The sequence below is a fragment of the Oceanobacillus saliphilus genome (genome assembly GCF_023522835.1).
Lineage (GTDB): Bacteria > Bacillota > Bacilli > Bacillales > Amphibacillaceae > Oceanobacillus > Oceanobacillus saliphilus.
Genome location: NZ_JALCZU010000011.1, coordinates 52,754 through 65,517 on the forward strand (window position 1 = coordinate 52,754; position 12,764 = coordinate 65,517).

Here is a 12,764-nt window from a genome sequence, read left to right on the forward strand (position 1 = left end):
ATACCTTCTTATCTTTATACGAGTTTTAGAATAGACTTTACAAACAAAAAAAGCCTTTGCAAGCAAAGACTTCCAACGACCTTATCTTAAACTATATATAATTCTATGAATATAATTTCGGCTTTGTAATATTTTTTAATTTATGCAGATAGTAATTATACTTTTCTTCTCTTGGCTCCGTATGAATCATATTATACTCGCAATCCGTACAAATGAACATCGTGTATAAATGGATGCCTTTCGCTTTTTTCTCCTCACAAATCCCACAGTTTTTAAAGGAATCAGCAGCTTGTTTCATTTCCCCACCTCCGTTTTTAAATTAGTATCTCCTAAATTAACGGAATTTATACAGGAAAACTTTGAAACAAGGAAACAAAAGAATGTTTCATATTTTTATGGTTTGGGGGGCATAAAAAGCTCTGTAATGATTACTTTCCCTCCAGTAAATAAGACTGTTTTCTTATAGAATGTAGTTATCGGCACAATATTAGTAAACTCAGACATAAGATAAACGTCTTCGGCGACCGCCCCGGGAAATACACTCACGGATATCGGGCTGCGGCTGCCGAAGTTACGTTGCACATCATATCCGCTACAAAGATTGTATAGCAACAAAACTACGAGCACCTTAAATAATAAACAAATGTATTGCTGCGAGTGAAGCTACCCCAAACAGCCCCAAAAATCCTGATACTACTGTTGTAAAAAGATTGATAGGAATATGCAGTCCTATCACTCCCCCGAACACATTGAAGAAAAATAAAAATAACACACCAATTCCTAGTTTAACTGTAGTTTGTCCAATAAATTTCATTGGTTTAACCGGAGCGCCAACAAATAATAGTATCATGATTAAAGCAATCATAATCGTAATGACCAGTGCAGAACTCATACCAATCAACCCCTTTTTCGTTCCCTTATTAGTACATATGATAGAAAACCCGAAAAAAGAACTTTTAAACCCACATTGGACAAGAAATGCGCAGGCGACTGTTCAGAAGCGGATGCATAAGCAAGGGGCCGGAAAGTGCATAGTCTTCCCCATTGCTTATGACAGCAGCTTCTAGGAGCCGGAGCTGGACAAGAAGAAAAGCGCAGGTGACTGCTTTTAAATCTAAAAAACAAACCACAATACGAAAAGTGGTTTGTTTTATAATTCGTTATCTATTTTCCTTTGAAACAATTATACCCTTATTGCATTAACCTTTCGACGCCTTGCCTCACGTAATAAAAAGAGGTACTTTGCTTTTGCAATTGCTTCCATATTTGTGGCGGTCATATTCGGCTCGATACTCTTCTCTACAATGGACTGAATTTGCTTCCAATCTCTTTCCACTAGAATGATAGTATCCAATAACTCTCCATCAATGTCCCTTTTTGTAATCTTTCTACCCATGTTCTTCACCTAACTCCTATAAAAGCATATGAAAATACTTTATAAGTCTCTTCTACCCTCTATTGCTTTAGATAATGTCACTTCATCGGCATATTCCAAGTCTCCACCAACAGGTAGACCGTGCGCAATTCTTGTTGTGCGGATTCCTGATGGTTTTACGAGACGTGAAATATACATTGCTGTTGCTTCCCCTTCGATATTCGGGTTGGTAGCCAGAATAATTTCCTTAACTTCTTCATCCTTCAATCGATTAAGTAAATCGGGAACATTAATATCTTCTGGTCCAATGCCATCCATTGGAGATATTGCACCGTGAAGAACATGGTATTTCCCGTGGAATTCTTTCATTTTTTCCATTGCAATAACATCTTTTGGATCCTGAACAACACAAATAGTGGAACCATCACGGGAAGAGTCCTGACAGATTGCACATGGATCCTGATCTGTAATATGGCCGCAAATGGAGCAGTGTGATAGTTCCCTTTTTGCGTTTACCAATGCATTCGCAAAATTAAGTACATCATCATCTTTCATATTCAAAACAAAAAATGCCAGACGGACAGCAGTTTTCGGTCCAATTCCCGGCAATTTTGTAAAACTGTCAATTAACTTCGATATTGGTTCCGGATAATACATAAATTGCCTCCTATAATCAAAAGCGCAAGCGTCCGGTTAGCTCCGGATACTTGCACCGGCGTGGAATGAAATAAAATTCCTATTTCATTCCACCTTTTCTTGTTCCTTAGACTAGAACATGCCTGGCATATTTAATCCTTTAGTAAATTGGCCCATTGTTTCGTTGGTTGTATCGTCTATTTGCTTCAGTAAATCATTGGTTGCTGCAATAATAAGATCCTGGAGCATTTCAATATCATCTGGATCCACTACTTCTTCTTTGATTTGAACATCTGTTATTTCCTTTTTTCCGTTTGCAGTAATGGTAACCATTCCACCACCTGCAGTCGCTTCGAATGACATTTCATGCAATTCTTCCTGTGCCTGCATCATTTTCTTTTGCATTTTTTGCATTTGTTTCATCATATTATTCATATTTCCCTTCATGGAAAATACCTCCTTGTATGTTATTATTTTATTTTTTAGGTTGTAACTATTTTTATGAGGATGCTATATCAATTAATCATGAATTTCCAGAATTTCCTCACCAAAAAGCTTCTTTGCTTCTTCCACAACAGGATCAGCTTCTTGAACTTGTCCGTCCTTTGGCTTTTCCTGTTTGCTTATATATTCCGTACGCAGCTCTGTCCAATCCTTATCCGGAATCGGAATGATGGTTAATGATTTATCCATCACGCTGGCAAGTACGGATTCAACCGTTTCTCTGTTGTCTAAAAACAGAGAACAGTGGATCTCATATTTAAAGGCTACAACTAGCGTATCTGCAGAAGCAGCTGCAGGTTTACTATCCTGTATCGTAGCATGTGCAGGTGCATTTGTTGTCTTTAGTTTAGTTAAAAAGTTTGCCCACTGGGATTGCACTTGTTTAAGGGCAGGTTTCTCTGCCTTGCTAAGGACATCACGTATGCGTTCAAATGGTATCTTATAGCTATTTTTGGAAGATCTTGCAGTCGGCCTTCGTTTGTCCTTCACAGCAGCTGATGGCTGAGCATGTGAAGCTGGGTTTTCTTTTAGTATTGCAATTTCCTTTTCAAGCTGAGTCATTTTGTTACGAAGCCTTGTAAGCAGTTCTGAATCAACCGAACCCGCGGACGAATCCTGTGCTTCGGCATGGTATCGATTCGTTATCGTCAATACTGCGATTTCAATAAAAACTTTCGGGCTGTTGGTCCACTTAATTTCCTGTTGGCACTGGTTCAACTGCATAATAGCATCTTGAATCCATTGTGTTGAAACGGACTCTGCTAATGCAAGGAAACTTTCATCAGCCCGCGCACGTTCAAGCAGTCCTTCCAAAGATGGTGCACTCTTGAATAGAAGCAGATCGCGCATGAAATAAATGAGATCATATACAAACCTTCCAGGATCTTTTCCACGCTGAATTAAATCATCCAGCAGCTTTACCGCATGCTCGACATCTTTTTCATGCATTGCTTTCACAATATCTGTCAGGATTGCTTGAGAAACACCACCAGTCACAGCCAATACATCTTCAAGTTCGACCTGATCCTCACTGTAGGAAATGGCCTGATCAAGTATACTCAATGCATCACGCATTCCACCCTCTGCTGCTAGAGCAACCGTTTCAAGTGCTTCGGATGATACCGATACACTTTCCGCTTCTACAATGGATTTCATTCGATTTACAATTGCCTGATTGGAAATTGGCTTGAAATCAAAACGCTGACACCTTGATATAATTGTTAGTGGGATTTTATGTGGTTCGGTAGTTGCCAAAATGAAGACGACATGCTTTGGTGGTTCCTCCAATGTCTTTAATAACGCATTAAATGCATTGATGGAAATCATATGTACCTCATCAATGATATAGACTTTATAAGGTACAGAACTTGAAGCATATTTAACTTTGTCGCGGATGTCGCGGATATCATCAACACTCGTATTGGAAGCAGCATCAATTTCAATTACATCAGAAATGGACCCATCCTGAATGCCCCGGCATGCAGCACATTCATTACATGGTTCTTTCACTGGTGCATGCTCACAGTTAATTGTTCTAGCAAAAATCTTGGCAGCACTTGTTTTCCCTGTCCCCCTAGGTCCAGAGAATAAATAGGCATGCGAAAATTTCTCCTGTACAATTGCATTTTGCAGTGTTCTTGTAATATGTGTTTGTCCGACAACATCTTCAAATGTTCTTGGACGCCAAACGCGGTATAAAGCCTGATAGCTCATAATACAGCTTCCCCTCTATGATCTATTTCTAATTATACCCGATTTCAGGGGTCAATGTGAACCTTGGAAGAATAAAAATGATAATTTTTTGTAAAACCCTTTTTGCTATTTTTCATTTGTTAAAGGCAAATACCTTTCATCGGATTTCAGGTATGTGTATAGCGTATATGCTTTAGAAAACTTGATTGTCAACAAGCCTTTCGGTGACAGCGTTAATTACACTTATGCAGATAGCAAAGTGTTATACTTTCCTAGTCTGCCAAAAAAAACCTTATCAACTAAATGATAAGGTTTTTGATTATTATGTAGCCGTGCACCCACTGTCGATGCGACGTCCCTATGCGTTACTTAAGTTCATGGCTCGGCCTAGGCTTCCCTGCGGCACACAAGAATGTCCACTTACTGCTGCTTCCTTCCGGACCTGACAGGATTCATGGGTTCCTGTTGCGCAGGACCCGGGCGTCAACACCACTCCCTTAAGGCAGACCATACAAACGCCGCACCTCGAGTGGGAATTCAGCCTCGCTATAGCGGATTGCGAGTACAGGGCACCGCTACCTCCCCGCTTAGCACGGTATTTACTATTATAGCGACATCTACAGAAAAATGCAATGGAAAATAACGGTTACCATTTATTTCTTTCGCTTTCTCAGTTCCCGAAAAAAATCTTTTAGTAAGGAGGCGCATTCATCTTTTAAAACATCTGCTGTTACTTCAACCTGATGATTAAACCGTGGTTCTTCCAGTAGGTTCATCAACGTTCCGGCACAGCCTGCTTTCGGATCCGAAGCACCATAAACAACCCGTTTGATACGAGATTGTACAATAGCACCAGCACACATTGGACATGGCTCAAGTGTTACATAAAGCGTGCAGTCCTCCAGCCTCCAGCTTCCTATTTTTGCATTCGCTTCCTGAATGGCAATCAGTTCAGCATGTGTCAATGTCGTTTGTAATGATTCACGCAGATTAAAGCCTCTTGCTATTATTTCGTCATCATGTACAATAACTGCCCCAATCGGCACTTCATTTAAGATTCGGGCTCTATTTGCCTCTTCCAAAGCGGCTAGCATGTATTTTTCGTCATTCATCTTATCACAACACTTCTATATAGTTTAAATTTGGAGCAAATGGGTAACTGTAAACAAATGAATCTGATTTTAAAGGAGATTTGAAATGGACCAGTCACTCTCAAATACTGCAGTAGTCTTTGTAGACATTATAAACGATTTTGATTTTGATGGTGGAAATGATTTATATCAAAATACAAAAGAGATTTTACCTCATTTACTTAAATTGAAAAAATTCGCCAAAGATAACAACCTGCCTATTATTTATGTTAATGATCATTATGAATTGTGGCAAGCAGATTTCAATAAAATTATTGATTATTGTAAAAATGAAAAAAGTAAGGAAATCATCGAACTACTAACACCTGACGATGATGATTACTTCTTGATTAAACCACAGCATTCTGCCTTTTTCCAGACGCCACTTCAATCTTTGCTTACAGAATTGGAAAGAACCCATTTAATTATGGCAGGAATTGCGGGAGATATTTGTATTCTCTTTTCTGCACAGGATGCATATATGTATAAATTCAGTGTTCGTATACCTGAAAATTGCATGGCATCCGAACTAAAAGAAAACAATGACTACGCTCTTTATTTGATGCATTCGGTCATGGATGCAGATATTACACCCGTTTAAGACATATCTTAAGCTTCCTTCTCATAAATTGAAAAGAGAAATGTATAGAGGAGGAAGTTCTTTTGCAAATTCATGTTGTGGGTCAGGGAGATACGTTATTCTCCATAGCCAATACATACGATACAACTGCTGCCGCCATAACGGATGCCAATGAATTGGAAGCTCCTGACGATCTTGTCATCGGGCAGGCTATCGTCATTCCGATTATCGGACAGTTTTACTTTGTTCAACCAGGTGATAGCCTATATTCAATTGGATTGAGGTTTGGTATACCATATCAGGAATTGGCGCGGATTAATAATATTCCTATTGAGTCGATTCTTCCTATCGGTCTGCGTCTCTATATCCCACCATTACAAAAAAGGCCGATTACTTCCTACGCGTATATCGAGCCCTTCGGTGATACCGTTTCAGAAACACTTGAAAATGCTGCTATAAAAAATACACCTTATTTAACATTCCTTGCATTATTCAGCTATCGGGTCAATCGAGATGGGACACTGACTACACCACCAATTGGCAACCTTAGACAGATAGCAGCAGATACGGATACTGCGATGGCGATGGTTGTAACAAATTTGGAGGAAGGGGCTTTCAGTGATGAGCTCGGCAATATAATCCTTAATGTGCAGGCTGTTCAGAACACGTTATTGGATAATATAGTCAATAATGCTACTGCGGGTGGTTTCAGGGATGTGCATTTTGACTTTGAATTTCTGCTTCCGGAGGATCGAGAACCATACAATGCTTTTTTACGCCGGGCAAAAGAAAGACTTTCCCAGGAAGGAATACTGGTATCCACTGCCTTAGCTCCAAAAACAGATCCTGAACAGGTCGGACAATGGTATGAAGCACATGATTATGCTGCACATGGTGAGATTGTCGATTTTGTTGTTCTCATGACATATGAATGGGGTTACAGCTTTGGACCCCCGTTGGCCGTTTCTCCAATTAATGAGGTAAGAAGGGTCATCGAATATGCAGTCACTGTAATTCCTACAGAAAAAATATTAATGGGCCAAAACTTGTATGGATACGATTGGACACTGCCTTTTGTGGTAGGTGGTCCGGCAGCACGCGCAGTAAGCCCCCAGCAGGCAATTGCGATTGCGCGTGAAAACAACGTACCGATTCAGTATAATACCCTAGCACAGGCACCATTCTTCACTTATACAGACGCGGAGGGCCTTGAGCATGAAGTTTGGTTTGAAGATGCCCGATCGATTCAGGCAAAATTTGATTTGATCCGTGAATTTGAGCTGCTGGGAATTGCCTATTGGAAGCTTGGCTTAGCCTTCCCGCAAAATTGGCTATTGATGAATGATCAGTTTGAGATTACAAAACTTGAATAACATTTTTGAGCATATACGATCGGTGAATCTACTTCTAAGAGTTGGGAAAGAATAGGAGACATTCGAAAACTAGGGCATTGATCTAGAAAGGGGACTCAACATCTTGAGTCCCCTTTTGTATCCCATATTATTGTAACAACTTTAACGATTCGCGATTGAATGCCGGGATGTCGTCAGGTTGGCGGCTCGTCACCAGCTGTTTTTGACAAACAACCACTTCCTCGTCAACGACTTTTGCTCCGGCATATTCCATATCAACCTGAATCGATTTATATCCAGTTGCATCGCGGCCTTCGAGTGATTTTGCCGTAATCAATAACTGTGGGCCATGGCAGATTGCGAAAACCGGTTTTTTCTCATCCATAAAATGTTTTACAAATTTAACGAAACGATCATCACCACGAAGCTGATCGGGAGAAAACCCACCTGGAATAAACAACGCGTCAAAATCAGTTGGATTAACGTCTTCGATGCCATAATCAATTGTTACCGTTGCTTCGTTGTTTTTGCCTGTAACCTCATTGCCTTTTTCCTTTTCAATCGTCACAACATCATGGCCCGCATCTTTAAAGGCTTCTGCTGGACTTGTGTATTCGTCATCCTCAAACAGATTTGTAATAACAGTCGCTATTTTCTTGCCCATTATAATCCGCTCCTTTTTCTGAAGTTGATTCATAATGATTCTTCCCGTGTGCAAAGAAAATAAAACATTACATTCCCATCAATTCTTTCAGTTCTTCTTCATTTTTTATTAGATCCTTGAGTGTATATTCTTCTAGCACTTTGAAAAATGCATGTAATGCCCGATTTAATGTATGTTTTAATGTACAGGCAGGGCTGATAACACAATGATTAGTCTCTTTATCAAAGCACTCCAGTAAATTAAAATCACTTTCAAGTCTTCGGATAAGCAGGCCTATATTGATTTCTTCTGCTGGCTTAGCAAGTCGGATGCCACCATTTCTTCCCCTCACTGTTTCCAGCAGACCCATCTTATTTAATTCAAAAACAATTTTTCCTAAATGGTGCTGTGAAATAGAAAATACTTCAGATATTTCCTTAATACTAGCAAGCTCTTTATCTGGCTTTGTCCCTGTATATATTAAAACGCGTAATGCATAATCGGTATATTTTTTTAATTGCATTCAAATCACCTCTGTTACCTATTCACAATATTGTAACACATCATTTAGTTTTCACTATTGATACAGTGTGAACACTTGTATACAATTAAAGATGTATTTGAAATACATGTTTAAAAAATTATAATAGGGAAGTGCTTAAAATGGCAACAGAAACAATCGGTTTCGATCAAAAAACAATTGATATTATTAAGTCCACTGTTCCAGTATTGGAGGAGCATGGTGTTGCAATAACAAGCAGATTTTATCAGCTCATGTTTGAAGGACACCCTGAATTAAAAAATATATTTAACCAGACGAATCAACGAAAAGGTGACCAGCCAAAAGCGTTGGCAAACACAGTCTATGCAGCTGCTTTACATATTGAAAACCTGGAGGCAATTCTGCCAGTAGTAAAACAGATTGCACAGAAACATAGAAGTTTAAATATAAAACCGGAACATTATCCAATCGTTGGAAAGTACCTGCTCATGGGTATGAAAGATGTGTTGGGAGATGGTGCAACAGACGAAATTATGGATGCCTGGGCCAAAGCATATGGTGTAATAGCGGATGTCTTTATCTCTGTTGAAAAAGAAATGTATGATGAAGTGAAAACTAGTTCTGGTGGTTGGGTTGATTACCGCGAATTTAAAGTTGTTAAAAAAGTAGTGGAAAGCGATGTCATTACATCTTTCTATCTTAAGCCTGCAGATGGCGGGGCTTTCCCTTCCTATAAACCAGGACAATATATTACGGTTAAGGCTGAAATTCCTGGTGAAGCGTATACTCATTTACGTCAATACAGCTTATCTTGTGCACCAGGTGAAAACTTCTATCGAATCAGTGTTAAACGTGAAGATGGAGCCTTAGATTATCCTAAAGGAATCGTATCCAACTTTTTACATGAAACGCTGGAAGAAGGAAGCATTCTACCGATTAGTGCACCAGCTGGCGACTTCTTCCTCGATCAGAATGACTCAAGACCATTGGTATTAATCAGTGGTGGTGTCGGATTAACACCTCTAATGAGCATGCTTGAAACAACGATCAAAGAACAGCCTGAACGTGAGGTTATCTATATTCATGCAACTAGATCAGGCAATTTCCATGCAATGAAAGAGCATATTGCAGAAATTGCTGCTCAACACAATAATGTTAAGAGCTACACGGTATACGACAATCCAGCTGAAGGGGAACAATACGATAAAAAAGGACATATCGATCGAGAATGGTTATCTACTATCATTCCTACAAGTGATGCAGCATTTTATTTCTGCGGACCTAAAGGGTTTATGCGTGCAGCTTATCAAAACTTAAAACAATTAAATGTCGCTGATTATGACCTTCACTTTGAGATCTTTGGACCATCTGAAGATATTACAGCAACAGCGTAGTAAAATTAAAATGTTCTGTTATGTGATGCAAAACACGAATGAAATAAACATATATTAGAAAAGCTCTGCTAAAATGCAGAGCTTTTTTAGCATTATAAAAACGAGTTCTTATGGGTTGACGTATGATGGTTCTTTGTTTACTCGTTATTTTAATCACAGTTACACTTGTTCTTGTTTTCAGCGTGCACTAAAATCATAGTCAAACATACTGACCTTATTTAAATTCCGATAGATTTGTCCTGGCATAATATACTTTTTGAACGAATGATTAAAAGAAAGGCCAGTAAGGTTAATCGTATTCTCATTTCCAAAATAAAATGCCTGCCAAACAAATTTGGAACAATAATTCTGTTCAAGGTCGTTCAGATCTCTCGTATAATGATACGTTTTTATCTTTCTGATATGCTGCTTCGCCCACTGTGCAGCATTTCTTGCCTCATCAGGATGAGGAGACCGTAATACCGTTAATTTTTCTCCTGTTTTATGTCTGCTCAAATAAATCGGCATACTGTCGGCATGTCCAATTTCCCCCCATTTATTGACATGATAAATCCTAAAATCTTCACCTACAATTCCAGAATGCCCAACGATAAGCGAAGACAATGCTGTTTTATGGGAATAAAGAACATCGCCGGGAATCATTTGGATAGGTGTACCGGGATAATAATGAATCGAATCATCGATATCTAATTCCTTTTTGCTGTAGTTTGCCATGCTTGAAGATCTCCTCAGTTGTGTATTACAATTAGTATATAATAAAAAAACTTTGATTGCTGCAGCTAAACAACAATCAAAGTTTCTTCTTTTAATCTTCCAATGTGGATGTATCTCCAGTAGGAAGACCAAGCTCCCATGACTTCAACAGACGACGCATGATTTTACCACTTCTCGTTTTTGGAATGCTGTCCTTCACTTCAATTTCACGTGGAGCAGCATGTGCGCTTAATCCTGTTTTAACATACTGACGAATCTCTTCCAACAGTTCATCAGAGTTTTCATAGCCCTCATTTAAAGTAATAAACGCTTTAATGATTTCCCCTCGCTCAGGGTCAGGCTTACCAATTACCCCAGCCTCAGCAACAGCCGCATGTTCAATCAATTTACTTTCCACTTCAAATGGGCCAACACGTTCTCCAGATGTATTAATGACATCGTCCAAACGTCCCTGGAACCAGAAATAGCCATCTTCATCTCGATAAGCACTGTCTCCAGAAACATACCAGCCATTGATAAAATAACTCTCATATTTTCCAGGATTATTCCACACTTGGCGCATCATCGATGGCCAGCCTTCTTTAATTGCCAGATTTCCCATTTGATTTGGGGGAATTTCATTTCCTTCATTATCAACAATCGATGCTTCGATACCTGGAATCGGTTTTCCCATTGACCCTGGGCGAATTTCCAATGAAGGAAGGTTAACAATAAGCTGGGCACCAGTCTCTGTCATCCACCATGTATCATGAATTCTGAGGTCGAATGCTTTCAAGCCCCATGTAACAACTTCAGGATTGAGTGGTTCACCGACACTTAGAATATGTCTTAATGAAGCTAAATCATACTTCTTTACTGCGCCTTCCCCGTAACTGACTAGCATTCGTAATGCCGTCGGAGCGGTATACCAGACGGAAACCTTATTTTTTTCCAATGTCGTATACCAATCATCTGGTGTAAACCTGCCTCCACGGATTACATTTGTCACTCCATGCAACCATGGGGCAAAGATACCGTAGCTCGTTCCGGTTACCCATCCAGGGTCAGCCGTACACCAATAAATATCATCTTCTTTTAAATCGAGAACCCACTCTGCCGTTGCATAATGTTGGATCATGGCATGATGGACATGCAGAATTCCTTTTGGCTTCCCAGTGGAACCAGAAGTATAATGCAAGAGCATTCCATCCTCCAAATCTACCCATTCAATAGAAAAATCTGTCGAGGCTGCTTCCATTTCTGCATCATAATTTATAAATTTACTTCCATCTACCTCATTGCCGGCTACCAGTATAATTTTCTTCAGATTTGGCAGTTCATTCTGCGGTATACGGTACAATAAGTCTGGTGTTGTAATAAGTATTTTTGCTTCACTGTCCAGAAGGCGATCCCTCACGGCCTGTTCCATAAAAGCTTCAAACAAAGGACCAGCAATTGCACCGGTTTTTAATATGCCAAAAAAGGCAGCATAGAATTCAGGACTTCTCGGCATAAAGAGGAATACACGGTCTCCCTTATTCACTTCATACTTTTTGAGTACATTTGCAAACTTATTGCTTTGCTGGCTCATTTGTTCAAATGTTACGCTCTCTTCTCTGTCAGGAGAAGAATATAGTAAAGCTACTTTGTCCTTTTTATCAGGATCTGCAGCATGGCGGTCAACTGCCTCATAGGCCATATTTACTTTACCGCTTGTGTTCCAGCTGAAATTCTTTTTGACATCTTCCCACGAAAAATTCTCACGCATCTTTTCATAGTCTTGTAGATTATAATTACCCTCCCGGGCAGGTACTACTTGCATATCCACATTATCACCCCACATTAAATTTGCAAACGATTACAATTCTAATTACATTAAATTATTAAAACATTTAGGTAACTGAATTCTATTTTAGAACATTTTGTGACAATTTAAAAGTGTTTCGCATAATATTCTTGTTTTTTTAGGTAAATATTATTTTTATTCGCGTTTATGGCTTAATTGTAATTAGTGGGGTGTGAGGTTTTTCGTACAATACGAACAAAAGCGCAAGCGCCCGTTTAGGGACGTACGGACTGGACAGAGACGTAGGAGATAAAGGAAACACGACGAACGTAGAGAGTCGATGTTGACTTATCGCACGGAGGTGAAGGAAGTCTCGCTAGTCCCTGGGCGCTGGAGCTGGACGTGGCCGTTTAGGTGTATGAAATAATTGCTGCCAATATATTATACTTTCTTATCTCTTAAAAAAGGCATACATTT

The 12,764-nt window shown here is 39.4% G+C and carries 14 protein-coding genes and 1 other RNA gene; 3 read left to right on the top strand and 12 right to left on the bottom strand.

All coding sequences use genetic code 11. The features are described 5' to 3' along the window. Positions 1-103: 103 nt before the first annotated feature. The 8 genes from MN204_RS16740 to tadA all read right to left on the bottom strand — a co-directional run bounded on the left by MN204_RS16740 (position 104) and on the right by tadA (position 5,319). Positions 104-298 (bottom strand): sigma factor G inhibitor Gin, encoded by a 195-nt coding sequence (locus MN204_RS16740; RefSeq protein ID WP_249872237.1) that lies wholly within the window; start codon positions 296-298, stop codon positions 104-106. A gap of 330 nt (positions 299-628) precedes the next feature. After that, entirely contained in the window at positions 629-892 is a 264-nt protein-coding gene (locus tag MN204_RS16745) for a pro-sigmaK processing inhibitor BofA family protein (protein WP_249872238.1), read from the bottom strand. Between the two features lie 291 nt (positions 893-1,183). Then, positions 1,184-1,396, bottom strand: coding sequence for a YaaL family protein (locus tag MN204_RS16750; RefSeq protein ID WP_249872239.1), 213 nt, complete (start codon positions 1,394-1,396; stop codon positions 1,184-1,186). A 39-nt stretch (positions 1,397-1,435) separates the two neighbouring features. Beyond that, positions 1,436-2,032 carry a recombination mediator RecR gene (gene recR / locus MN204_RS16755; RefSeq protein ID WP_249872240.1) on the bottom strand — a complete coding sequence of 199 codons (597 nt, stop codon included), beginning with the start codon at positions 2,030-2,032 and terminating at the stop codon, positions 1,436-1,438. A gap of 111 nt (positions 2,033-2,143) precedes the next feature. After that, positions 2,144-2,458, bottom strand: a complete 315-nt coding sequence (locus MN204_RS16760) for a YbaB/EbfC family nucleoid-associated protein (RefSeq protein ID WP_249872241.1) — start codon at positions 2,456-2,458, stop codon at positions 2,144-2,146. A gap of 72 nt (positions 2,459-2,530) precedes the next feature. Then, a complete protein-coding gene (gene dnaX / locus MN204_RS16765; protein ID WP_249872242.1) occupies positions 2,531-4,228 on the bottom strand; it encodes a DNA polymerase III subunit gamma/tau in 1,698 nt (565 codons plus the stop codon). A 309-nt stretch (positions 4,229-4,537) separates the two neighbouring features. Then, an RNA gene (gene ffs / locus MN204_RS16770) (signal recognition particle sRNA large type) lies at positions 4,538-4,803 on the bottom strand. A 57-nt stretch (positions 4,804-4,860) separates the two neighbouring features. After that, positions 4,861-5,319 carry a tRNA adenosine(34) deaminase TadA gene (gene tadA, locus MN204_RS16775; protein WP_249872243.1) on the bottom strand — a complete coding sequence of 153 codons (459 nt, stop codon included), beginning with the start codon at positions 5,317-5,319 and terminating at the stop codon, positions 4,861-4,863. 85 nt (positions 5,320-5,404) lie between these two features. Here tadA and MN204_RS16780 point away from each other — a divergent pair, with 85 nt between their 5' ends. Then, on the top strand, positions 5,405-5,938 hold the full coding sequence (locus MN204_RS16780; RefSeq protein ID WP_249872244.1) for a cysteine hydrolase family protein: 534 nt from the start codon (positions 5,405-5,407) through the stop codon (positions 5,936-5,938). Positions 5,939-6,000: 62 nt separating this feature from the next. After that, on the top strand, positions 6,001-7,290 hold the full coding sequence (locus MN204_RS16785) for a glycoside hydrolase family 18 protein (RefSeq protein ID WP_249872245.1): 1,290 nt from the start codon (positions 6,001-6,003) through the stop codon (positions 7,288-7,290). Positions 7,291-7,417: 127 nt separating this feature from the next. Here MN204_RS16785 and MN204_RS16790 read toward each other — a convergent pair whose 3' ends face one another. After that, the gene (locus tag MN204_RS16790; protein ID WP_249872310.1) at positions 7,418-7,933 is read right to left on the bottom strand and encodes a type 1 glutamine amidotransferase domain-containing protein; all 516 of its coding nucleotides are present in this window, start codon (positions 7,931-7,933) and stop codon (positions 7,418-7,420) included. Between the two features lie 67 nt (positions 7,934-8,000). Then, positions 8,001-8,435 carry an Rrf2 family transcriptional regulator gene (locus MN204_RS16795; protein ID WP_249872246.1) on the bottom strand — a complete coding sequence of 145 codons (435 nt, stop codon included), beginning with the start codon at positions 8,433-8,435 and terminating at the stop codon, positions 8,001-8,003. 140 nt (positions 8,436-8,575) lie between these two features. On the opposite strand from MN204_RS16795, the gene hmpA reads away from it, so the two are divergent. After that, a complete protein-coding gene (hmpA, locus tag MN204_RS16800; protein WP_249872247.1) occupies positions 8,576-9,808 on the top strand; it encodes an NO-inducible flavohemoprotein in 1,233 nt (410 codons plus the stop codon). A gap of 177 nt (positions 9,809-9,985) precedes the next feature. Here hmpA and MN204_RS16805 read toward each other — a convergent pair whose 3' ends face one another. Both MN204_RS16805 and acsA read right to left on the bottom strand, forming a co-directional pair. After that, a complete protein-coding gene (locus tag MN204_RS16805) occupies positions 9,986-10,522 on the bottom strand; it encodes a C40 family peptidase (protein ID WP_249872248.1) in 537 nt (178 codons plus the stop codon). 91 nt (positions 10,523-10,613) lie between these two features. After that, entirely contained in the window at positions 10,614-12,329 is a 1,716-nt protein-coding gene (gene acsA / locus MN204_RS16810; protein WP_249872249.1) for an acetate--CoA ligase, read from the bottom strand. Between the last annotated feature and the right edge of the window lie 435 nt (positions 12,330-12,764).

Excerpts from the sequence above, each read along its gene's own strand:
- hmpA (WP_249872247.1), top strand. The coding sequence starts at position 8,576 with ATGGCAACAGAAACAATCGGTTTCGATCAAAAAACAATTGATATTATT.
- tadA (WP_249872243.1), bottom strand. The coding sequence starts at position 5,319 with ATGAATGACGAAAAATACATGCTAGCCGCTTTGGAAGAGGCAAATAGA.
- recR (WP_249872240.1), bottom strand. The coding sequence starts at position 2,032 with ATGTATTATCCGGAACCAATATCGAAGTTAATTGACAGTTTTACAAAA.
- MN204_RS16795 (WP_249872246.1), bottom strand. The coding sequence starts at position 8,435 with ATGCAATTAAAAAAATATACCGATTATGCATTACGCGTTTTAATATAT.
- MN204_RS16760 (WP_249872241.1), bottom strand. The coding sequence starts at position 2,458 with ATGAAGGGAAATATGAATAATATGATGAAACAAATGCAAAAAATGCAA.
- MN204_RS16805 (WP_249872248.1), bottom strand. The coding sequence starts at position 10,522 with ATGGCAAACTACAGCAAAAAGGAATTAGATATCGATGATTCGATTCAT.
- MN204_RS16780 (WP_249872244.1), top strand. The coding sequence starts at position 5,405 with ATGGACCAGTCACTCTCAAATACTGCAGTAGTCTTTGTAGACATTATA.
- MN204_RS16740 (WP_249872237.1), bottom strand. The coding sequence starts at position 298 with ATGAAACAAGCTGCTGATTCCTTTAAAAACTGTGGGATTTGTGAGGAG.
- MN204_RS16790 (WP_249872310.1), bottom strand. The coding sequence starts at position 7,933 with ATGGGCAAGAAAATAGCGACTGTTATTACAAATCTGTTTGAGGATGAC.
- MN204_RS16745 (WP_249872238.1), bottom strand. The coding sequence starts at position 892 with ATGAGTTCTGCACTGGTCATTACGATTATGATTGCTTTAATCATGATA.
- MN204_RS16750 (WP_249872239.1), bottom strand. The coding sequence starts at position 1,396 with ATGGGTAGAAAGATTACAAAAAGGGACATTGATGGAGAGTTATTGGAT.
- dnaX (WP_249872242.1), bottom strand. The coding sequence starts at position 4,228 with ATGAGCTATCAGGCTTTATACCGCGTTTGGCGTCCAAGAACATTTGAA.